General features: G+C 74.5%; 22 protein-coding genes. 8 read left to right on the top strand and 14 right to left on the bottom strand.

Features of this window, described 5'->3' with window-relative positions; translation table 11 throughout:
• Positions 1-27 precede the first annotated feature (27 nt).
• The gene (gene secD / locus OG344_RS24375) at positions 28-2286 is read right to left on the bottom strand and encodes a protein translocase subunit SecD (protein WP_405085070.1); all 2259 of its coding nucleotides are present in this window, start codon (positions 2284-2286) and stop codon (positions 28-30) included.
• 37 nt (positions 2287-2323) lie between these two features.
• Positions 2324-2923: a hypothetical protein gene (locus tag OG344_RS24380; RefSeq protein ID WP_405085071.1), complete on the bottom strand. Its 600-nt coding sequence runs from the start codon at positions 2921-2923 to the stop codon at positions 2324-2326.
• Positions 2924-3112: 189 nt separating this feature from the next.
• Between OG344_RS24380 and OG344_RS24385 the strand changes: the two genes are divergently transcribed.
• The 4 genes from OG344_RS24385 to OG344_RS24400 all read left to right on the top strand — a co-directional run bounded on the left by OG344_RS24385 (position 3113) and on the right by OG344_RS24400 (position 5665).
• Positions 3113-3478 carry a hypothetical protein gene (locus tag OG344_RS24385; RefSeq protein WP_405085072.1) on the top strand — a complete coding sequence of 122 codons (366 nt, stop codon included), beginning with the start codon at positions 3113-3115 and terminating at the stop codon, positions 3476-3478.
• 540 nt (positions 3479-4018) lie between these two features.
• Entirely contained in the window at positions 4019-4378 is a 360-nt protein-coding gene (locus OG344_RS24390) for a TraR/DksA family transcriptional regulator (RefSeq protein ID WP_405085073.1), read from the top strand.
• Complete coding sequence (locus OG344_RS24395; protein ID WP_405085074.1) at positions 4375-5304, top strand: rod shape-determining protein; 930 nt, start codon at positions 4375-4377, stop codon at positions 5302-5304. The genes OG344_RS24390 and OG344_RS24395 overlap by 4 nt, the downstream gene beginning before the upstream one ends.
• Positions 5291-5665 (top strand): TraR/DksA family transcriptional regulator, encoded by a 375-nt coding sequence (locus OG344_RS24400; RefSeq protein WP_405085075.1) that lies wholly within the window; start codon positions 5291-5293, stop codon positions 5663-5665. The genes OG344_RS24395 and OG344_RS24400 overlap by 14 nt, the downstream gene beginning before the upstream one ends.
• An 87-nt stretch (positions 5666-5752) precedes the next feature.
• Here the strand turns inward: OG344_RS24400 and OG344_RS24405 are convergent, their stop codons facing one another.
• Positions 5753-6082: an NADPH-dependent FMN reductase gene (locus OG344_RS24405; RefSeq protein ID WP_405085076.1), complete on the bottom strand. Its 330-nt coding sequence runs from the start codon at positions 6080-6082 to the stop codon at positions 5753-5755.
• A 112-nt stretch (positions 6083-6194) separates the two neighbouring features.
• Between OG344_RS24405 and OG344_RS24410 the strand changes: the two genes are divergently transcribed.
• The 4 genes from OG344_RS24410 (at position 6195) to OG344_RS24425 (ending at position 11221) form a co-directional block, all read left to right on the top strand.
• Positions 6195-6935, top strand: coding sequence for a TetR/AcrR family transcriptional regulator C-terminal domain-containing protein (locus tag OG344_RS24410; protein WP_405085077.1), 741 nt, complete (start codon positions 6195-6197; stop codon positions 6933-6935).
• 22 nt (positions 6936-6957) lie between these two features.
• Entirely contained in the window at positions 6958-8127 is a 1170-nt protein-coding gene (gene hsaA / locus OG344_RS24415) for a 3-hydroxy-9,10-secoandrosta-1,3,5(10)-triene-9,17-dione monooxygenase oxygenase subunit (protein WP_405085078.1), read from the top strand.
• 80 nt (positions 8128-8207) lie between these two features.
• On the top strand, positions 8208-9515 hold the full coding sequence (locus OG344_RS24420) for a condensation domain-containing protein (RefSeq protein ID WP_405085079.1): 1308 nt from the start codon (positions 8208-8210) through the stop codon (positions 9513-9515).
• Positions 9516-9640: 125 nt separating this feature from the next.
• On the top strand, positions 9641-11221 hold the full coding sequence (locus tag OG344_RS24425; RefSeq protein ID WP_327045614.1) for a peptide chain release factor 3: 1581 nt from the start codon (positions 9641-9643) through the stop codon (positions 11219-11221).
• A 17-nt stretch (positions 11222-11238) separates the two neighbouring features.
• On the opposite strand, the gene OG344_RS24430 is transcribed toward OG344_RS24425, so the two are convergent.
• From OG344_RS24430 to OG344_RS24480, 11 genes are all read right to left on the bottom strand, one after another.
• On the bottom strand, positions 11239-12519 hold the full coding sequence (locus OG344_RS24430) for a cytochrome P450 (protein ID WP_405085080.1): 1281 nt from the start codon (positions 12517-12519) through the stop codon (positions 11239-11241).
• Between the two features lie 115 nt (positions 12520-12634).
• Positions 12635-13240, bottom strand: a complete 606-nt coding sequence (locus OG344_RS24435) for a response regulator transcription factor (RefSeq protein WP_310738139.1) — start codon at positions 13238-13240, stop codon at positions 12635-12637.
• A gap of 32 nt (positions 13241-13272) precedes the next feature.
• Positions 13273-14406: a sensor histidine kinase gene (locus OG344_RS24440; RefSeq protein WP_405085081.1), complete on the bottom strand. Its 1134-nt coding sequence runs from the start codon at positions 14404-14406 to the stop codon at positions 13273-13275.
• A 67-nt stretch (positions 14407-14473) separates the two neighbouring features.
• On the bottom strand, positions 14474-15814 hold the full coding sequence (locus tag OG344_RS24445) for a rhodanese-like domain-containing protein (protein ID WP_405085082.1): 1341 nt from the start codon (positions 15812-15814) through the stop codon (positions 14474-14476).
• Complete coding sequence (locus OG344_RS24450) at positions 15811-16761, bottom strand: carbohydrate kinase (protein ID WP_405085083.1); 951 nt, start codon at positions 16759-16761, stop codon at positions 15811-15813. The genes OG344_RS24445 and OG344_RS24450 overlap by 4 nt, the downstream gene beginning before the upstream one ends.
• Complete coding sequence (gene pcaC, locus OG344_RS24455; RefSeq protein ID WP_405085084.1) at positions 16758-17162, bottom strand: 4-carboxymuconolactone decarboxylase; 405 nt, start codon at positions 17160-17162, stop codon at positions 16758-16760. Before pcaC ends, OG344_RS24450 begins: the two co-directional genes overlap by 4 nt.
• Positions 17159-17947 carry a 3-oxoadipate enol-lactonase gene (pcaD, locus tag OG344_RS24460; RefSeq protein ID WP_405085085.1) on the bottom strand — a complete coding sequence of 263 codons (789 nt, stop codon included), beginning with the start codon at positions 17945-17947 and terminating at the stop codon, positions 17159-17161. Before pcaD ends, pcaC begins: the two co-directional genes overlap by 4 nt.
• Positions 17944-19233, bottom strand: coding sequence for a 3-carboxy-cis,cis-muconate cycloisomerase (pcaB, locus tag OG344_RS24465; protein ID WP_405085086.1), 1290 nt, complete (start codon positions 19231-19233; stop codon positions 17944-17946). The genes pcaD and pcaB overlap by 4 nt, the downstream gene beginning before the upstream one ends.
• Positions 19223-19753: a protocatechuate 3,4-dioxygenase subunit alpha gene (locus tag OG344_RS24470; RefSeq protein ID WP_405085087.1), complete on the bottom strand. Its 531-nt coding sequence runs from the start codon at positions 19751-19753 to the stop codon at positions 19223-19225. Before OG344_RS24470 ends, pcaB begins: the two co-directional genes overlap by 11 nt.
• A complete protein-coding gene (gene pcaH / locus OG344_RS24475) occupies positions 19750-20442 on the bottom strand; it encodes a protocatechuate 3,4-dioxygenase subunit beta (RefSeq protein ID WP_405085088.1) in 693 nt (230 codons plus the stop codon). Before pcaH ends, OG344_RS24470 begins: the two co-directional genes overlap by 4 nt.
• Positions 20439-21644, bottom strand: coding sequence for a thiolase family protein (locus OG344_RS24480; protein WP_405089163.1), 1206 nt, complete (start codon positions 21642-21644; stop codon positions 20439-20441). The genes pcaH and OG344_RS24480 overlap by 4 nt, the downstream gene beginning before the upstream one ends.

The raw sequence follows: 21644 nt of genomic DNA on the forward strand, positions 1-21644 counted from the left end.
CCCCTTCGGATTCAGGCCCCTTCAGATTCAGACCACCGCGCCGGATCCGTCGCGCGCCACGGGCCGGCGACGGGGTGCGGCGGGCAGGGGCGGCGGCTGACCGGCGCGCCGCTCCAGCTCGATCGCGGCCGGCCCCGCCACGAACGACGACGACAGCGTGCCCACGACGATGCCGATCAGCAGGGCGATCGCGAAGTCGCGCAGCGAGTCGCCCCCGAACACCGCCAGCGCCGCCAGGATGAACAACGCGCCGAGTCCCGTGTTGACCGTACGCGGCACGGTCTGCAGGATCGCCGTGTTCACCACCCGCCCGAAGGGCGTCTTCCGCGACATCGGCCAGAGCTCGCGGACCCGGTCGAAGAGCACGACCTTGTCGTTGACCGAGTATCCGATGATCGTCAGCATCGCGGCCAGGAAGACGCCGTCGATCGGCTTGCCCAGCCAGGCGAACGCGCCGACGACGACGGCCGCGTCCACGAACAGCGCCGCCACGGCGGCGGCGCCGAACGTCCACCGGAACCGGAACGCCAGGTAGGCGAGCTGGGCCGCGAGCGCGACGCCGAGCGCGATGAGCGCGTTGCGGCGCAGTTCCGCGCCCAGGCTCGGCCCGACGAGCTCGTCGCGCTGCTTGACGACCTCCCCGACGCTCCGGTCCAGGGCCTCCTCGACGCGGACGACGTCGTCGGCGGTGATCTGCCCGGTCCGTACGGAGATCGCGTCGTCCGACCGCTGCACCACGGCGGTGGGGAAGCCGGCGTCCGCCACCGCCTGCCGTGCCGCGGCGACGTCGACCGGCCTGCTCGTGGCGAACTCCACGATCCGCCCGCCGGTGAACTCGACGCCGTAGTTCAGGCCGCGGGTGACCAGCCCCGCGCCCACCAGCACGAGCAGTCCGGCCGCGACGGCGAGCCAGCGCCGTCCCGCCCGCATCAGGTCGGGATCGCGCCGGGTCAGCCAGGTCCTGACCCGGCCGATCGAGCCGAGGCCCGAGACCCCCGGGCCGACCCTGCCGATCAGGGCCGAGGCGAGCACCCGGGTGATCAGCATGGCCGAGACCAGCGAGGCGAGCACGCCGATGGCCAGCGTCACGCCGAAGCCCTTCACCGGTCCCGAGGCCAGCCAGAACAGCAGCCCGGCGGCGAGCAGGGTGGTGATGTTGGAGTCGGCGATCGCGCTCCAGGCGTTCTTGAACCCTCGGTCGAGGGCCGCCCTGAGGCCCCGGCGGGGCGCCGCGCCGTACTCCTCCCTGGCCCGTTCGAAGACCAGCACGTTGGCGTCCACCGCCATGCCGATCGCCAGGACGAACCCGGCCAGGCCGGGCAGCGTGAGCGTGGCGCCCATCGCCAACAGCCCCGCGTACGAGATCAGGCCGTAGCAGGCCAGCGCGACCGCGGCCAGCAGGCCCACCAGGCGGTAGACGAGGCCGATGAACACCGCGGTGAGGATCACCCCGGCGACGCCCGCCTTGGCGCTCGCCGCGATCGCGTCGGCGCCGAGGGTCGGGCCGACCGTACGCTGCTCGACCAGCTCCAGGGGCACCGGGAGCGAACCGCCCTTGACGAGCACGGCGAGGTTCTGCGCCTCCTCGGCGGAGAACGACCCGGTGATCTGGGTGGTGCCGCCGGAGATGCCCGCCCCGCAGGCCACCGTCTCGTTCACCTGGGGTGAGGAGATGATCTTGTCGTCGAGCACGATGGCGACCCTGCGCCTGGGATCGCCGGCCGGTTCGCAGGCCGCTTTGCCGGTCAGCTCCCGCCAGGGGCCCGGTTCCCGGAAGTCGATCGTCACGAACCAGCCGGGCCCGAGCTGGGGGTCGGTGCCGGCGGCGGCGTCGGTGACGCCGGCACCGCTGAGGGCGACCGGGCCGAGCTTGAGCTTCTGGCCGCTCTCATCGGCGATCGCGTCCTTGTCGCCGTCCTTGTCGCCGTCGTCGGCCGGGCCGAGCACCGGATGGAAGTTGAGCTGTGCGGTCTTGCCGATGACCTCGGCGGCCTCGCGCGGGTCGAGCACGCCGGGCAGTTCCACGATGATCCGCTTCTCGCCGGAGCGGACCAGGGTGGGATCGACGACTCCGAGGGCGTCCGCCCGGCGCCGGAGCACGTCGAGGGCACGGTCGGTGGCGTCGGCGTCCGCCCTGACCGTGGGGGAGTCCTTCGTCTCGAAGACGAGCTGGGTGCCGCCGCGCAGGTCGAGACCGAGGCGCGGGGCCATGGTGAGGGCGATCAGCAGTGAGGTGGCGATGACGGCGAGCGCCGCCACCGCGCGCCACAAAGGCGCACGTGACATCGTGCCTCCACAGGCGGGTACGAGGAAGAAAAGGGGCTCAGTACGCCGTGGAGGGGGGAGCCCGCGCGGCCGTCGTGCGGCGCGGGCGCTGGGCGGGAGAATCGTCGTGCCGCGGCCCGGCGCGGGTGACCCGGGCGCCGCCGCGCGGCGACGCGGAGGCGGGCGGCAGGGCGGGCCCGGCGGTGGCGCCGGGGCCGCCGGCGCCCGCGTGGACCCGGGGCTGGTCGCTCTGCGCGGGCCGGCCCGCGCTCGGCGACTCCCAGTGCCGTGTTGCCGGGTGCCGCGCCGCCGTGTCTCGTGCGCTCGTGTTCTCCGCCCTCGCGGGGCGGGCGATCATGGGGCGCGCTGCCGTAGGTGCTGTGGTCGTGGTGCGGGTTGCCGGGAGGCGGGCGTCGCCGGCCGCCGAGGACCAGGCGCGGGCCGCCTGATGTGCGATGCCCGTCGTGACCGCCGGTCGCCCGTTGATCGCTGCGGCGCCCTGCGCGCCCGTGGCCGCCGCCGCGGCGGGCGAGCCGCCGGTGGTCAGGAAACCCGTGGTCAGGAAGCCACTGGTCAGGAAGCAACTGGTCAGGAAGCAACTGGTCAGGAAGATCGCGTGCAGCAGGAACAGCAGCGCGGCGGTCGGCCTGCTTCGCACGATCCCTCCCTCCCGTGACGGCCCGGTCTCAGGTCACCGTAGCCGCTCCGGCCCGGACCCGCCGAGTCCAGTAATTCCGGACTGGAGCGAAAAATGCAGCGATCTTCAGAAATGGGTGGAAATAAGAGGAGAAACGGGCAACAGAAAACGTAGATGACCGTTTCGAGAAGGTGGGCTATGGTCGGTCTCATGGCGACCTCACGACGTGACATGTGCGGGTCCACCGCCCTCACGTGGGTGGTGGGCCTGCTGATGCTCGGGCTCGCCCTGGTCGCCTCCACGCCCGCCTGGTACGGCGGCGATCCCGCGCAGCGCGCGCCCGAGACCGCCGCCGAAGTGTGGACGCCCGGGGCGTGGTCGCCCCAGTCCGCCACCCTGCCCGCGGGCGCCGGCTCAGAGCACATGCCGCTGTCGTCGCGGCTGCGGAGCACTGTGGCCGCGGTGGCGGCTCCGGCGCCCGCCCCGGCGCTCGTCCGGCATGACGAGGACGTCATCCTCAGCCCGCAGCAAACCGGGCATCGCACGGTCGGATCACGTAGCCCACCGCTGGTCTAGAACCCCGGAGCACGCCGAGCCGCGTCCTCGTCCCGGCCCGACCCGGTCTCGTCGCCGAGCCGTCCCGGCCGTCTGGCCCGTCCAGTGGTGCGGGCCGGTCCGCGCGCCGGGTGACCGCCGGCTGCGATCCGCGACACCGTCTGCTGATCGGGGACAGGGCACGTGGCGTAGTCGGGCATCCCGCTTGCGTCAGGTGCACTCCCGCTCGTCCCGCCAGGCCGCCGCCTCTTCGAGCGGTGTGGCGGGGCGGTGTGGCGGATCGGGGGGCGTGCTCGTCCGGGCCCGCCGCTCCACCTCGCGTCTGTTCCGCGTCTGTTCCGCGTCTGTTCCGCGTCTGTTCCGCGTCCGTTCCGCGTCCGTTCCGCGTCCGTTCCGCGTCCGTTCCGCGTCTGTTCCGCGTAAGTGGGCGGCCCGGGCTGCGGCCGCTCGCCGCGCTCCGATCCGGCCGTCAGCCCTGGCCGCCGCTCGCGCACCCGTCTCGCGCCGGTGCGGGGGCGTCGCGTCCCACCCACCTTTCCCATACCTGGAGTGATGCCGATCATGGCGGAGATCAGGTCGCCGGGCTCTCTCATGGAGGAGTGCCGGCAGTACGACGCGCAGCTCTCCGAGCTGCGCATGCTGCTCGACGAGCGGCTGCACGCCGCCCGGGCCGAGCTGGCCCTGGCGGGTGAACCACACGAGGTGACGCCGACCGTCACGCGGGTCCGCCCGTCCGCCGAAGCCGTACGGCGGGCGAGCCGCGACGTCGCCGCGATCGAGGCGGCGATCGAACGGATGGACCTCGGCCTCTACGGCACGTGCACGGAGTGCGAGGCGTTCCTGCCGCTCGACCGGCTCCGCCTGGCGCCGCACGTGCAACTGTGCGCCGCCTGCGCCGGTGAGAGCCGGATGTCGGCATGACCGGCACAACCGGCATGACGGCCGGGCACGGCACGACCCGTATCGGTGGCGGGACGGGCGGGGGAGCGGCCGGAGGGACCGCCCTGGCCCTCGACCTCGGCACCGCGCGGACCCGCCTGCTGCTGTCCGGCAGTCCGGTGATCCGGGAGCGGCCCTCCGCGGTCGGCGCTCCGGCCGCGCCGCGCCACTGGCCGGTGCGGCATGGGATGGTCGCCGACATGCCCGGCTGCGCGCGGCTGGTCAGCGCCGCGCTGAGCGAGGTCGCCGGGCAGGAGCCGCTGGAACGCGTCCTGCTCGGCGTGCCGGTGGCGGCCTCACGGCTGGACCGGCGCGCGGCGTACGCGGCGGTCGGCAACGCCGCCCGTTGCCCGGTCACGATCATCGAGGAGCCGCTCGCCGCCGCGGTCGGCTGCGGCGTCGACATCGGCGATCCGAGGCCCCGGCTGCTCCTCGACGCCGGTGCGGGGATCGCCGAGGCCGTCGTCATCCGCGGCGGCCGGATCGCCGACGCGGGGGCCGTCCAGATGGGCACGGAGGACCGTGCCCATGACCGTGCCCACGACCGCTCCCACGATCGTGCCCACAACCAGGCCGAAGACCGGGCCCGCGACCTGCCGGACGGTCCGCGGTTCCCGCCGTACGTACGGGAACGCATCGTCGCCATGGTCGCCGACCTCCTCGCGCGCGTTCCCGCCCACCTGCGGGGCATCGCGCGGGGGCGCGGCCTGCTGATCACTGGCGGCGGCGCCCGTGATCCGGAGCTGGCCCGCGCGCTCTGCGCCGGGCTGCGGATCACCGTCACCCCCGCCGTCGATCCCGCGCAGGCGACCGTCAGAGGCCTGGCCTGCCTGCTGCCGGCGGTCGCGCGCCGCGCCGCCCTCCTCCCCGCCGACGAAACGAAGGACCTCGACTATGACCACCAATGAGACGATGACCACCAATGAGACGACGACCGCCGGTGACGATTTCACCGCCATCAGTGAGCCGCAGACACGGCTGATCCGCACCGAGCTGGAGGAGCAGCTCCAGTGGCGGGAGGTGCAGTTGCGCGACCTGCGGGCCGCGGTCGACAGCGGCGAGCAGGACACGGCCCGGCTCGCCCTGCTCGCCGACGTCGCCGCCACCGAGCGGGCGGTCACCGAGGTGCGCCGGACGCTGGAGCGGATGGAGGAGGGACACTACGGCCGGTGCGCCGACTGCGCGGCGGCCATCCCGTTCGGCCGGTTGAAGATCCGGCCCCTGGCCCGCTACTGCATCGTCTGTCAGCGGCGCCACGAGGCCCGCTGACGCCGTCCCGGCCCCGCCCGTCCCGACGAGATCCGCCGGGACGGGCCCGCCCGGCGACGGGCTGAGGGGAGTGCCGGGGAGGCGGGGTCAGGCGCCCGCCCACTCCCGGTGATAGCTGTCGATCATCAGCTTGAGGGCCGCGGGGAAGCTCCGGTTGTACTCCGGGGTCACGACGACGAAGGCGTCCGCCTCGTCCACCCGCGGCCGCAGCGCCGTGACCTCCTCGGGCCGGTCGCCGCCGAAATGCCCGCGCAACCCGTCGGGGAGCCGGGTCTCGGCGAGGTCGATCACGTCGAGGGCGAGGTCGCCGCGCCGTTCGGCCTGGGCGGCGAACCAGTTCGCGACGAGGGGCGCCACCCGCCCGTCCCGGACGCTGCCGATGATCAACGCGATTCCGAGCCGGTCGTCGCCGGGCATGGTTCCTCCGTGAGTGAGTACGTCGTACGCAGCGAGTACACCGTACGCGCAACTGCGTACGACGTACAAGCACAGGTACGATGTACCCGCACCGAGGGTGAGGAGTGTGGCGATGGCCGGGAAGAGCGCGGACGAGGTCGCGGGCGACGCCGTCGAATCCATCTGGCAGCGGATGGAACGCCCCGCCCGGCCGCCCCGCGCGGCGCTGACCCACGCCCAGATCGCCGCCGCGGCGGTGGAGATCGCGGACGCCGAGGGACTCAACGCCGTCTCGATGCGCCACCTGGCCGATCGGCTCGGCGTGGCGACCATGGGGCTCTACCGGTACGTGCGCGGCAAGGACGACGTGATCGAGCTGATGCTGGACGCCGTCATCGCGGAGGAGGCGCAGGTGGAGCCCGCGGCGGACTGGCGCACGACGCTGCGCGAGGCGGCCTGCGGCCTGCGGCGCGCCGTGCTGCGGCACCCCTGGATGGTCCGGACGACGGCCAGGTCGGGCCAGCTCACGCCGCACCTCGTCGCGCGGGCCGACCGGCTGCTCGCCTCGCTGGAGGACCTCGGTCTGGACGCCGACGGCCGCATGGCCGTGGTCGGCACGGTGAGCGCCTACGTCAACGGGACGGTGGCGGTCGCCGTCGGACTGGCCGAGCTCATGCGCCGCGAGGGCGTCACCCGGGCGGACGAACTGCGCGGCCTCTACTCCTCGCACCTGAGGTGGCTGCTGGAGTCGGGCCGCTATCCCGCCTTCGAGCGCTACATCCGCGAGGGCGTCCGCAAGGACGACGGCGAGTGGCAGTTCGAGCTGGGGCTCGACTGCGTGCTCGACGGCGTCGCGGCCCGGCTGGGCATCTGACCGAGAGACGAAGGATTCCCCCATGAGCAACGAGGTCCTGGACGAGGTACGCGCGCTGCTGCCGGAGATCGCCGCCCGCGCCCGCGCCGTCGACGAGGAACGGCGGGTCCCCGCGGAGTCGATCGGCGAGCTGTCCCGGGCCGGGGTCTTCCGGATGCTGCAGCCCAAGAGGTACGGCGGCGCGGAGAGCGACCCGGTGCGCTTCTACGAGGTGGTGCGGGAGATCTCGGCGGTGTGCGGGTCGACCGGCTGGCTCGTGTCCGTCCTCGGCGTGCACCCCTGGCAGCTCGCCCTGTTCGAGGAGGCCGCCCAGGGCGAGGTCTGGGGGAGCGACCCCGGCGTGCTGGTCTGCTCGTCGTACGCGCCGGTCGGGCGGCTCGTCCCGGCCGAGGGGGGATACCGCCTGTCCGGCCGGTGGCGGTTCTCCTCGGGCTGCGGGCACGCGTCGTGGGCTCTGCTCGGCGGTCTCGTGATGGGCGCCGCGGGCCGGCCGGCGGACGTCGTCACCGTGCTGGTGCCCCGCTCCGACTACGCGATCGACGACGTCTGGGACGTCATCGGGCTGCGCGGCACGGCCAGCGACGACATCGTCGCCGAGGACGCCTTCGTGCCCGCGCACCGGGTGGTGCGCAACCACGACCTGGCCCGGCTGCGCGGGCCGGGTCAGCAGGTGAACACCGGCCCGCTGTACCGGATCCCGTTCGGCTCCGTGTTCACCACCACGATCACCGCGCCGATCATCGGGATGGCGTCCGGTTGTTACCGGTCGTACGTGTCGGCCATGCGCGACCGCGTACGGCTCAGCCTGGGCGGCGGCGGCCGGTTCGCCGACGACCAGTTCGCGCAGGTCGCCGTCGCCCGGGCGGCCTCGGAGATCGACGCGGCGGCCCTGCAGACCGACCGCAACATGCGGGAGGTCTACGAGCACGCGGTGCGGGGCGAGGCGATCCCGCCCGAGCTGCGGCTGCGGGTGCGCCGGGACCAGGTCCGCGCCACCGAGCGGGCGCTGGAGGCCATCGACGTCCTGTTCAAGACGGCGGGGGGCAACTCCCTGCGCCGCGGCAACCCCGTCGAGCGGGCCTGGCGCGACGCCCACGCCGGTGGCGTCCATGTGGCCAACGACGTCGAGCGCGCCCTCGCGATGTACGGCAGGGGAGAGTTCGGCCTGCCCGTGGAGGACAACCTCATCTGACCGCGCGGGCGGATCTTGACCCGGTCGGAGGCGCATCCTAGCCTTCATAGCACCACGGCCACCCGCGTCGAAGGAGAGCTATGCGGCTTGAGGTCGGCTTCGCCGCCAGCCGTTCCGGTACAGCGGAGCTCGCCTGGGGACAGCGGGCTATCTGGGGAGCCGTCCAGCAGGTCGGGCCGGACAGCGCGCACTACTTCAACGTGCCCAGGGTCCTCGCCGTCCCGCGCGCGGGCGGCCCGCGCCCTCCCGAGGCCGTGGCCGCCGCCCTGGCCGAGGTGACGGGCCGGCACGACGCCCTGCGGTCCCTGGTGCGGCTCGGCGCGGGCGGCCCGTACCAGGAGGTGGCCGCGGCCGGGACGCTGCCGGTGGAACTGACCGAGGCGGCCCGCGACGAGGCGGCTGACGTGGCGGCGGCCCTGGTCGCCCGGCTGGCCGCACGGTCCTTCGGGGACGGCGAGCGGCCGCTGCGCGCCGGGTTCGTGGTCCGCGACGGCGCCGTCACGCACGTGGCCCTCGTGATCAGCCATGTCGTCGCGGACTGGCACGCGGCCGGCGTCGTGGTGAACGACCTGCGGACGCTGCTGCTCCGCGGCGCGATCGCGCGCCCGCCGTCGTCGCAGCTGCTCGACCTGGTGCGGGAGGAGCGGGCGGCGCCCGCCCGTTCGGACCGCGCGATCGCGCAGTGGGAGGCGCTGCTTCGGACCGTGCCGTCCGCCATGTTCCCGGAGGCGGCGCGGCCCGCCTCGACGCCGAGGTTCGCGCGGGCCGTGCTGACGTCGCCCCGGCTGAACCACGCCGCGTACGTGCTCGCCCGCCAGGCGCGGGTCAGCACCGCCACCGTCCTGCTGGTGGCGGTCGCCATGCTGCTGCGAGAACTGACCGGGCACGAGGTGTCCGCGATCACCCCGATCGTGCACAACCGCTTCGACGACCGGACCCGGGACCTGGTCACCAGCCTCAACCAGCTCGGGCTGTTCACCCTGGGCCCGGGCGGAGGCCTCGCCGAGACGGTCGTGAGCGCGTATCCGGCGGTTCTCGCGTCCTACCGGCGGGCCCGCTACGACACACCGGCCATGCAGGCCATGATCGACCGGCTCGGCGCCGACCGGGGCGTCTCGGTGTTCCCGTCGTGCTGCTTCAACGACCTGCGCCCCGGCGAGGATCAGGGCACCGCCGGCCGCGCGGACGAGGAGTCCGAGCTGGAGTGGCTTCCCGGCACCGATCAGCGCAGCTGCGACTTCTGCGTGGCTTTGATGCGCCACAAGGGCACGCTCGGCGTGGAGGTGAACGCCGACACCACCCGCCTGTCCGAGGGCGAGATGGAGACCCTGCTGCACCGGCTGGAGTCCTTCGTCGTCGCCTCCGCCCACCGGGAGCCCGCCGTCTGACGTCATGGGGTGGGAGGTGCCCGCGGACGCGGTAACCTACGGTGTTCACCGCAGTTGGGAGCCCGGATGCCTCGATCGCACGATCACACCACGACGACCCTCGCCCGTACGCCGGAGACGCGGCGATGAGCGCCGTGACGGGTGAGGCGGCGCGGCGCCGGACGTTCGCTGTGATCAGCCACCCGGACGCCGGAAAGTCCACGATGACCGAGGCGCTCGCCCTGCACGCCTCGGCGATCACCCAGGCCGGTGCGGTGCACGGCAAGGCCGGGCGGCGGGGCGTGACGTCCGACTGGATGGAGATGGAGCGCGCCCGCGGCATCTCCATCACCTCGGCGGCGCTCCGCTTCGACTACCGCGGCCACGTGTTCAACCTCGTCGACACCCCCGGCCACGCCGACTTCTCCGAGGACACCTACCGCGTGCTGGCCGCGGTCGACTGCGCGGTGATGTTGCTCGACGCGGCCAAGGGCATGGAGCCGCAGACCATGAAGCTGTTCGAGGTCTGCCGCCACCGCCGCATCCCGGTCATCACGTTCGTCAACAAGTGGGACCGGCCGGGCCACGAGCCGCTGGAACTGCTCGACGAGATCGAGGAGCGGACCGGCCTGCGGCCCACCCCGGTGACCTGGCCCATCGGCGCCGCCGGGAACTTCCACGGGGTGGTCGACCGGATCGACGGCCGCGCCGTCCGCTACACCCGCACCCCGGGCGGCGCCACCAAGGCGCTGGAGACGACGTTGACGCCGGGGGAGGCGGAGGCCGATCTCGGGGCCGACTGGACCAGGGCGCGGGAGGAGAGCGACCTGCTCGCCGCCATCGGCGCCGAGCACGACCAGAAGGCGTTCGAGGCGCACGAGGCGACGCCGGTGCTGTTCGGCGCGGCGTTGTCCAACTTCGGCGTGGCCCGGCTGCTGGACCTGCTGGTCGACCTCGCGCCCGCGCCGGCGCCCCGGGCGGACGTCGAGGGCGCGGCCCGGCCGCTGGACGCTCCGTTCGCGGGCCTGGTGTTCAAGGTGCAGGCCAACATGGACCCGGCCCACCGGGACCGCATCGCGTTCGTCCGGGTCTGCTCCGGCCGCTTCGAGCGCGGGATGGTGCTCACCCACGCCGCGACCGGACGGCCGTTCGCCACGAAGTACGCCCAGTCGGTGTTCGGCCAGGAGCGCGCCACCATCGACGAGGCCTTCCCCGGGGACGTCGTCGGGCTGGTGAACGCGACCGCCCTGCGCCCCGGCGACACCCTCTACGAGGGCGCGGCCGTGGAGTTCCCGCCGATCCCGAGCTTCGCCCCCGAGCACTTCGCCGTGGCCCGCTCCCGGAGCACCGCCAAGGCCAAGCAGTTCCGCCGCGGCATCGACCAGCTCGACGGCGAGGGCGTGATCCAGGTGCTGCGCTCCGACCTGCGGGGCGACCAGGCGCCCGTGCTGGCGGCGGTCGGGCCCATGCAGTTCGAGGTCGTGCAGCACCGCCTGGCCGCCGAGTTCGGCGCGGAGATCGTGCTGGACCGGCTGGAGTACACCCTGGCCCGCCGCACCGACGCCGAGTCGGCCGAGGTGCTGCGCCGCCAGCGCGGCGCGGAGGTGCTCATGCGCGGCCGGGACCAGGCCCTGCTCGCGGTGTTCACCGACCAGTGGCGCATGCGGTCGATCCAGCGCGAGCACGAGGGCCTGACCCTGGAGCCGCTCATCGCCGGCCAGGGCTGATCCGCGTCCCGCGCGTCCTAGCCCAGGCGTACGGGGAGGCGGGTGAGGCGCCAGGAGAACGGCAGGAACTGGCGGCCGAGGTCCTCCGGCGCGACCGCGAGCGCGAGGCGGGGATGGCGGCGCAGGAGGGCGCCAAAGGCCACCTCGCCCTCCTGCCGGGCCAGCGCGGCGCCCAGACAGTAGTGCAGGCCGTGGCCGAAGCCGACGTGGACCTCCTTGTGGCCGTCGGACTCCCGCGCGATGTCGAGCCGTTCGGGGTCGTCGAAGCGGCGGGGGTCGTAGTTGGCCGACACCAGGACCGCCATCACCGGTTCGCCCCGCCGCACGGTCAGGTCGCCGATCGGCACGTCCTCGGCGGCGTACCTGATGCGGGTGCCCTGCACGGGCCCGCACCAGCGCATGAGCTCGTGTACGGCGCGCGGCAGCAGCCCGGGATCGTCCCGCAGCGCGGCGAGCTGGCCGGGGTGGGTCAGCAGGGCGGCGGTCCCGTTGCCGATCAGATGGGCGGTGGTCTCGTGCCCGGCGAGGACGAGCGTGAGGACCATCGTGACCAGTTCGGTGTCCGACAGGCGGTCGCCGTCCTCGTCGTGGGCCCGGATCAGGCCGGTGAGCAGGTCGCCGGTGGGATCGGCGCGACGGCGGCCGACGAGGTCGTGGATGTAGTCCACCATGGCCCGCAGCGGCTCGCTCACCGCTCCCGGTTCGAGTGAGAAGAGGCCCCTGCCCCACTCCCGCCACCGCGGGCGGTCCTCCTCCGGGATGCCGACCAGCTCGCAGATGACGGTGATCGGCAGGGGATAGGCGAAGTGCTCGATCAGATCCACGACGCCGTCCTCGGCGTGCCCGGGGAGCCGGTCGAGCAGGTCCTCGGTGATCGCCTCCACCCGGGGGCGCAGGTCCGCCACCCGGCGCGCGGTGAAGGCGCGGGAGACCAGCCTGCGCAGTCGCAGGTGGTCGTCGCCGTCGGCGTCGAGGACGGAGTCGAGCACGTACGGTGCGTACTCGCGGGGGATGCCGCGGGCCTCGATGAGATCCTCGCGGATGTTCTGCACGTCCGCGCCCGGCACGTTGGCCGGGTTGTTGACGAACCGGCGGTCGCTCAGCACCGTCTTCACGTCCTCGTACCGCATGACGATCCAGATCGGGGAGCTCAGGCCGGGGAAGGAACCGCGCGTCATCGGGGCCTGCTCCCGCAGCCGCGAGTAGCCCCCGAACGGGTCGCTCGCCAGCTCCGGGTCGAACAGGTCGACGACGGTGGTGCCGGATGTGGTGCCGGACGTCGTGCCGGGAGTGCTCATGCCAACCTCCACGTGCCAGGTACGTCGCGTCAGGTGCGTACAAGTGCGTCTTTCACGTGCGGCGGACGTCAACGCTACGCCGCGGCCCACCCCCCGGCAACAGTGGTCCAGACGGTCAGAGCCAGCCGCTGTGGCGGGCGGCCCGGACGGCCTCCATGCGGTTGCGGGTGCCGGTCTTGGCGATGCACGACGACAGGTGGTTGCGTACGGTGCTCTCCGACAGGTGGAGGCGGCGGGAGATGTCGGCGGCCGTCGAGCCGTCGGCCGCCGCGACGAGCACCTCCCGCTCGCGCGGCGTCAGCGGGCTCGGCCCCGCGCTGAGGGCGGCGGCGGCCAGGGCGGGGTCGACCACGACCTCGCCCGCCAGCACCCGCCGGATGGCCTGGGCCAGCTCGCCGACGGGCCGGTCCTTCACCACGAAGCCGCGGGCGCCCGCGTCCAGCGCCCGGCGCAGGTAGCCGGGCCGGCCGAACGTGGTCACGATGACCACGGCGCACGAGGGCAGCGCCGCCCGCAGCCCGGCGGTCGCGTCGAGCCCGCCGCCGCCCGGCATCTCGATGTCGAGCAGGGCCACGCCGGGCTCCGTCCGCAGCGCCGCGGGCAGGATCTCGTCTCCGCTCGCGACCTGCGCGACCACCTCGAAGTCGTCCTCCAGGTCGAGCAGGACGGCGAGCGCGTCGCGCATCATCGCCTGGTCCTCGGCGATCAGCACCCGGGTCACGGGCGGGGTCACAGGCGGATTCGTGGGTTCCGTCACGGGCCCTGGTCCCCGCCGAGGCGCGGGATCTCGGCGGAGAGGACGAACCCCCGGGGCAGCCGGGTGGCCCGCAGCCGCCCGCCCGCGGCGGCCAGGCGCTCGCGCAGCCCGCGCAGGCCGCTGCCGTCCTCCTCCCGGACCTCCCGGACCTCCCGGACCTCCCGGACCTCCCGGACCTCCCGGACCTCCCCGCCCGTGCCGGTGGCGGCGCCGTCGTCGCTGACCTCCACCAGCACCGGGTCACGGTCGCGGCGGAGCGTGATGACGCAGCGCCGCGCGCCGGAGTGCCGCACGACGTTCGTGACCCCCTCCCGGACGACCCAGCTCAGCAGCACGTCGGCCTCCCGGGGCAGCGCGGGCCCCGACTCCCGCACCTCGCAGTCGATGCCGGCCGCGGCGAGCGCCGCCCGGGCGGTGTCCAGCTCGTACGTGAGGCTCGCGTCCCGGTAGCCCGTGACCGCCTCGCGCACCTCCGTCAGCGCCTGCCGCCCGATCGCCTCGATGTCCTCAGCGTGCCGCACGGCCGCCGCGACGTCGCGCGGGGCCAGCCGGCGCACCGCCTCGGCCTTCACGACCACCATCGAGAGCGTGTGCCCGAGCAGGTCGTGCAGGTCCCGGGAGAAGCGCAGCCGCTCGGCCGAGACGGCGGCGGCCGCCAGCTGCTCCCGGGTGTGGGCGAGCTCCCCGATGATCTGGCCCATCCGGCGGAACCCGTACGCCGTGATCCCCGCGAGCGTGGTGGTCAGCGCGGTGCCCCACAGGGCGGAGTCGAAGGAGCCGCCCCGGGCCAGCACCACGGCCGCGGACAGCACGGCCGTCGCGGCGACGAGCCAGGGCGCCACGCGGAGGGGCGCGACGACGCCCACGGCCACCGCGAGCAGGGAGAACAGCGTCCGCCACTCCGTCGCCTCGTAGGCGGCGTTGGCCGCGACCGCGGCCACCGCGAGCAGCCCGGCCAGCGCCGTCGGCAGGAACCGCGCGGACGGCGGGGGACGGCGGAAGGTGAGCACCGCGCCCGCGAACGACAGCCCCGCGACGGCCAGAACGGCCCACTCGGAACCGCTGTGTGCCGCCGACGCCGGCGCGAGCAGCAGTAGGGCGGTGAACCCCAGTGCCCATATTCCCGCCATGGCGGCCATTATGGTCCCCCGCGTCCGGGACGCGCAGGGTGGAACGTCTGCTTTCCGGCAGTACGAATCACCCGGTTGGGGGAGTGTAGGTGTCGTCGACGGCGACGACGTCGCGGCCCGCGGCGGCGAGCAGGGAGGCGGCGACGGCCGCCCGGTAGCCGGTCGCGCAGTGCGCCCACACCTCGCCGGGCGGTACCTCGCCGAGCCGGGCGGGCAGGTCGTGCAGCGGGATGTTGACCGCCCCGGGCAGGTGCGACTCGCGCCACTCCGCCTCGCGGCGCACGTCGAGGACCACGACCGGCCGCTCGCGGCGTACGGCGGACAGGTCGGCGAACGTCGCCGTCGGCAGGGACGCGGGCTTCTCGCCGTTGTCGCCGGTCCAGTCGGCCGGGCCTCCGGTGGCGGCCGCGGCCGGGCGGTCGACGCCGATCCGCACCAGTTCGCGCTGCGCCTCCGCCACGTCCTCCGGCGTCTCGCCGAGCAGCGTCACCGGCGTGCCCCAGGGGATCAGCCAGCCCAGGTGGACGGCGAAGCCGCCGTCGAGCCCGAAGTTGAGCGCCCCCGGCAGGTGGCCCGCCGCGAACGCCGTGCGGGACCGCAGGTCGACCACCCACTCGCCGTCCCGCAGGCGGCGGCGCAACTCGGCGGCGCCGGCCCGGTGCGGCGGGGACAGGTCGGGTGCCTCCGGACCGGCCAGGTTGAGGGCCGCCATGTGCGCGTAGTAAGCCGGATAGGCGTCCAGCCCGGCGAGCAGCGACTCGGCGTACTCCTCCTCGCCCCGCGTCAGGACCGGATTGGTCTTCGACTCGCGGCCGATCGTCGACTCGGTGACCTCCTCCGACTGGGTGGACGCGCAGAAGCTCCCGAAGCCGTGCGTGGGGTAGACCTCCGTCTCCGGGGGCAGTTCGCGGGCCAGGCGGTGCGCCGAGGCGTACTGGGCCCGCACCAGCGTGCCGGTGTGCTCGGGGCCGAGCAGGTCGGGCCGCCCGGTCGCGCCGTAGAGGAGCGAGCCGCCGGTGAAGACCGCGGGCGGCCGGCCCGGGGCCTCCAGCGCGTACGACAGGTGGGTGAAGGTGTGGCCGGGAGTGGCCAGCGCACGCAGGCGCATGACCCCGGCCTCGATCACGTCGCCGTCCTGGATCGGGCAGTGGTGGATCTCCACCGGGTCGGCCGCGTTGACGTGGTAGTCCGCGCCGGTCGCCGCGGCCAAGGCCGGCCCGCCCGTGACGTAGTCGTTGTGCACGTGGGTCTCGAAGACGTCGCGGATCTCGACGCCGTGCCGTTCGGCCAGGCGGAGCATCCGGTCGACGTCCCGCTGCGGATCCACGACGAAGGCGACCTCCCCGTCGGTGACGAGGTAGCTGCGGTCGCCCAGCGAGGGGGTGCCGACGGCGACGATTTCGATCATGTATGTCCCTCCTCGGCTCGGGACAGACCCGTACCCAGGGAGAAGGAATTCACCTCCGCCCGGGTGGGCGGGACCGCGCCGGCGCGGGTGCACACGATCGCCGCCGCGGCGCAGCCGCGCCGCAGCGCCTCGGCCACCCGCGCGGGGGTGAGGGCGCCGTCGTGTAGCGCGTCGTCGTGTAGCGCGTCGAGGTAGGCGGCGGTGAAGGTGTCGCCCGCGCCGACCGTGTCCACGACCTCGACGGCCGGCGCCGGGCAGGTGATCACCTCGCCGCCCGGACTCCCGGCACGCAGCACCGCCGCCGCGCCGTCGCCGCCAAGGGTGACCACCACCAGCTCCGGGCCGAGCCCGGCCCAGCGCCGCGCCACGTCGAGGCCGGGCTCGCCGGGATAGAGCCAGTCCAGGTCCTCGGCGCTCACCTTGACCAGGTGCGACAGCCGTACGCACTCCTCGGTGAGGGCCACGGCCCCGGCATGGTCGCCGGCCAGCGACGGCCGGATGTTCGGGTCGTAGGAGACCGTGACGCCCGCCGCCTTCGCGGCCCGCATCAGGGCCCTGACGTGATCACCGCCAGGGGACACGAGGGTGGCCAGGGAGCCGGTGTGCAGGCAGGCGACCCCGTCGAGCGCGACCGGGGCGGACAACCGCCACTCGAAGCGGAAGTCGTACGACGCCGAGCCGTCCGCGCCCACCCGGGCGAAGGCGAGGCCGGTCGCCGCCGCGGGGGAGAGGTCGCCGATGCCGATCCCGTGGCGGATCAGGTGGTCGCGGAGCAGGCCGCCGAAGAAGTCGTCGCCGGTCTCCCCGGCGAACCGCACCGGGCGGCCCAGCGCGGCCAGCGCCACCGCCACGTTGAGCGGGCTGCCGCCGGGCACGGTGGTGAAGGTCCACGACCCCGGCGCGCCGATCAGGTCGACGAGGCTCTCGCCCGTCACGAGGAACGTCATGCGGCGTCCTCTCCCGTATCCTCCCCGGAATTCTCCCCTGGGTCCTCCGCCAGCACGCGCTGGGCGACGGCGAAGGCGGCGTTGGCGGCGGGCACCCCGCAGTAGATCGCGGTCTGCAGCAGGACCTCCTTGATCTCGCCGGTGGTGAGCCCGTTGCGCCGCGCGGCCCGCACGTGCATGGCCAGCTCGTCGAGCTGGCCCCGGGCCACGAGGGCGGTGAGCGTGACGCAGCTGCGGGTCCTGCGGTCGAGCCCGGGCCGGGTCCATATCTCGCCCCAGGCGTACCGGGTGATGAGGTCCTGGAAGTCGGCGGTGAACTCGGTGGTCGCCGCCTGCGCCCGGTCCACGTGCGCGTCGCCCAGCACCTCCCGCCGCACCCGCATGCCGTCGTCGTCGCTCATGCCGTCCTCCGGGCGATGGTCGTGGTCAGGTGCCGGACGATCGCCTCGGTGACGACGTCCGGCCGTTCGGCGTTGGCCAGGTGGGCCGCCCCCGGCACCACCAGCAGCGTGGCGTCCGGGATGCCCTCGGCCAGGACTTCGGCGTGCGCGGGCGGGGTCGCCGGGTCCTCGGCCCCGGCGACCACCAGCGTGGGCGCGCGGACCTCCCCGAGCCGGTCGCGGACGTCGAAGGCCGCCAGGGCGTCGCAGCAGGCCGCGTACCCCTCGGGATCGGCGCCGCGCAGCATGTCGAGGTAGCGCTCGGCGCCGGGGAAGCCCGCCGTGAACCACCGCGACCGGGTCGCCTCCACCAGGGGCGCGGTGCCCTCCGCGCGCACCAGCGCGGCGCGTTCGCGCCAGCTCTCCGCGGCGCCGAACCTGGCGGAGGTGCAGCACAGCACCAGGCTCGCGACCCGGTCCGGCGCGCGCAGCGCGAGGGCGGTCCCGACGGCTCCGCCCAGCGACACCCCCGCGTACGCCACGCGGCCGTGTCCCTGGGCCAGGCCGTGGCGGTCGAGCAGCGCCAGCACCCCGGCGGCGAGATCGTCGACGGTGAGGCCGCAGGTCAGGCCGGGGGAGGCGGCGGGTGAGCGGCCGTGGCCGGGCAGGTCGTAGCGGAGCACCCGCCAGGTGCGGGTGAGCGCCGCGAGCTGGGGCTCCCACAGGTCGAGCGTCGTGCCCAGGGACGGGCCGAGCACGACGACCGGGGCGTCCGGCGGGCCGTCGAATCGGTGGTGCGGGATCATCCGTCTTTCCTCGTGTGGAACTCTCCGGCATGGAACTCTCCGGCATGGAACTTCCCGGCGTGGAACTTCCCGGCGTGGAATTGCAGGGCGCGGTCCACCAGGGCGGGGGCCGGCCCGGCCCCGGTGTCCTCCCCGTGCTCGCGCAGCACGGCGAGCAGCTCGTCGAGATTCTGCCGCATGCGGCCGGGGAACACCTCCAGGCCCCCGGTCAGCTCGGCGGCCGTCTCCGCCGCGCCGCCGGCGAGGCGCAGGCACTCGCGGAGCGGCTGCCATTCGGCGTGCCAGCCTCCGGCGGGCCGCTCGTGCTCGGCGACCCGCGACGACAGCAGGATCTGTGCCAGGGCGGGCGCCTGCAGCGCCGCCGACCTGATCATGGTGGCGAGCACGGGGTTGCGCTTGTGCGCCATCGCCGACGAGCCGCCCCGCCCCGGCGCGGCGGGCTCGGCGACCTCGCCCACCTCGCTCTGTGCCAGCAGGATCACGTCGACGGCGAGCTTGCCGAGCGCGCCGGTGACGGCGGCGAGCGCGGCGGCGAGGTCCGTGACCGGGGCGCGCGAGGTGTGCCAGGGCAGCACCGGCTCGGCCAGCCCGGTCTCGGCGGCGAAGAGCGGCAGGAGCTCCAGGGCCCGAGCACCGTACCCGGCCATCGTCCCGGCCGCGCCGCCGAGCTGGACCGGCAGCCGCACCGCCGCGAGGCGGTCGCGGGCGTCCCGGCAGCCGAGCAGCCAGCCGGCGGCCTTCAGTCCGAACGTGGTGGGCACCGCCCGCTGCATGAGCGTACGCCCGGCCATCGGGGTGTCGCGGTGCTCGGCAGCCAGCCGGGCGAGCGCGGCGAGCACCCGGTCCAGACAGGGCAGGATCACCGCGCGGGCCCGCGCCGCCACCAGCATCGCCGCCGTGTCGAGCACGTCCTGGCTGGTCGCGCCGTGATGCACCCACCTCCCCGCGTCCCCGGCGGCGGCGCGCAGGTCCTCGACCAGCGGTACGACGGGGTTGCCGGCGTCCCTGGCCCGCCGGGCGAGCCCGGCCACGTCGTAGCCGTCCTCTCCGCCCAGGAACCGGGCCGCCTCGCGGATCGCGGCAGCGGCGAGCTCGGGGACGACGCCGAGGCGGGCCTGCGCCCGCGCGAGGCAGGCCTCCGCCTCCAGCATCGCCCGCAGCCAGGCGGCGTCGCCCGTGACAGCCTCGACCGCCGTGCCCGCCCAGACCGGGGACAGCAGGCCCCGATCAGCACCCGCGTCGGAACTCGCCTCGGAACTCGCCTCGGAACTCGCGTCAGAAGTCAAGGAAGACCGTCTCCCGCTCACCCTGCAGCCGTACGTCGAACCGGTAGGCGTCCTTCCCGTCCGCGCGGGCGAGCAACGTCGCGCGGCGGTCCGGCTCCAGCGAGCCGAGCAGGGGGTCGGGCACGTCGGCGAGGTAGACGCGGGTCCGCACCGGCTTCAGCAGCCCCCGGGCGAAGACCAGCAGGGGGAGGTACGGCCGGACGGGTGGCGCGGTGCGGAACCGGTAGGAGCCGTCGGGCTCGGTGGCGCACCGGCCGAACCCCCTGCCGAAACCTCTACCGAACCCGGCGCTGCCTGCGCTGCCGGGCTCTGTGCTGCCGGGGCCCCGCTGCCGGACCTGTCCAGGGGCACCGGTCCAGAGCTCCAGCAGCGCGTCGGGCACCGGCTCGCCCGCGCCGTCCAGGACCTGGCCGGTGATCGTGACCGCGCCCGGATGCCCCTCGGGCACGAGCTCCCAGCCGCCGTCGTACGGCAGGGCGAACCCGAAGAACGGCCCGATGGTCTGCGAGGGAGTGGTCACGAGCCCTCCAGCGTGCTCTCGATCGGTGTCTCGATGGGCGTACGGCCCAGCACGACGTCCCAGCGGTAGCCGAGCGCCCACTCCGGCTCGGTGACGTCGAGGTCGAAGGCGGAGACGAGCCGTTCGCGGGCGGCCGGGTCCGGGACGGACTGGAAGATCGGGTCGAACGCGAACAACGGGTCGCCGGGGAAGTACATCTGCGTCACCAGGCGCTGGGTGAACGCGGTGCCGAAGACCGAGAAGTGGATGTGCGCCGGCCGCCAGGCGTTGGGATGGTTGCGCCAGGGATAGGGGCCGGGCTTGATCGTGACGAACCGGTAGCGTCCCTCGTCGTCGGTCAGGCACCGGCCCGCGCCGGTGAAGTCGGGGTCGAGCGGCGCCGGGTGCCGGTCGACCGGATGGGCGTACCGGCCGGCCGCGTTGGCCTGCCAGATCTCCACCAGCGTGCGCGGCACCGGCCGGCCCGAGGAGTCGAGGATCCGCCCGGTGACGATGATCCGCTCACCGAGCGGCCCGCCCGCGTGCCCGATGGTCAGGTCGGCGTCGAGCGGGTCCACGTCCTCGTGCCCGAAGACGGGGCCGCTCAGCTCGGCCGCCTCCGGGTCCTCCTTCATCGGGAGCGGGGCGTGGGAGGGCGCGCGCAGGACCGTGCTCGCGTAGCCCGGATACAGGTAGGGCGGCTGGGTCATGGGGTTCCTTCGAGGATGAGGGCCAGTCCCTGGCCGACGCCGACGCACAGGGTCGCCACGCCGTACCCGCCGGTGCGGGAGAGGCGGTGGGCGAGGGTGCCCGCGAGGCGAGCGCCCGAGCAGCCGAGCGGGTGCCCGATCGCGATCGCGCCGCCCTGCGGGTTGACCACCTCGGGGTCGAGCTCCTTCCACTCGCCGAGGCAGGCGAGCACCTGCGCGGCGAACGCCTCGTTGATCTCGACGGAGGCCAGGTCGGCGAGACCGAGACCGGCCCGGTCCAGGGCCCCGGCGACCGCGGGGACGGGCCCGATGCCGAAGTCGGCCGGGTCCACGCCCGCGACCCCGGTGGACACCACCCGGGCGAGCGGGCGCAGGCCGTGCGCGGCGAGGCCGTCGGCGTCGGTGACCAGCAGCGCGGCGGCGCCGTCGCTGAGCGGCGAGGAGTTGCCCGCGGTGATCGTGCCGTCGGCGGCGAAGGCGGGCTTCAGCCGGGCCAGCGCCTCGGCGGACGTGTCGTCCCTGATCGTCTCGTCCCTGGTCGTCTCGTCGTGGGCCGTATCGTCGCGGGCCGGTCCCTCCGGCGGGACGATCTCGGCGTCGAACAGGCCGTCCCGCCAGGCGGCGGCGGCCCGGCGGTGGCTGCGCACGGCGAAGGCGTCCTGCTCCTCGCGGCTCACGCCGCGCCTGCGGGCGAGCGTCTCGGTCGCCTCGCCGAGGGAGACCGTCCACCGCTCCGGCATCCCGGGGTTGACCATCCGCCAGCCGAGGGTGGTGGAGTAGAGCTGCTCGTGGCCCCGGGGGAAGCCACGCTCGGGCTTGGGCAGCACCCAGGGCGCGCGGCTCATCGACTCGACCCCGCCGGCCACCACCACGGAGGCGTCGCCGCAGGCCACGGCCCTGGCCGCCTGGATCACCGCCTCCAGGCCGGAGGCGCACAGGCGGTTGACGGTCGTGCCGGGGACCGTGACCGGCAGCCCGGCCAGCAGCGCGGCCATCCGGCCCACGTTGCGGTTGTCCTCCCCGGCGCCGTTGGCCGCGCCGAGGACCACGTCGTCGACGCGCTCCGGGTCGAGGCCGGGGGCGCGGGCGAGCAGCGCCCTGATCACCCCGGCCGCCAGGTCGTCGGGGCGGATCCCGGCGAGCGCGCCGCCGTACCTCCCGATCGGGGTCCGTACGGCGTCGGCGACGAACACGTCCTTCAT

It is taken from the genome of Microbispora sp. NBC_01389 (assembly GCF_045040095.1).
In the GTDB taxonomy this organism is placed as follows: Bacteria; Actinomycetota; Actinomycetes; order Streptosporangiales; family Streptosporangiaceae; genus Microbispora.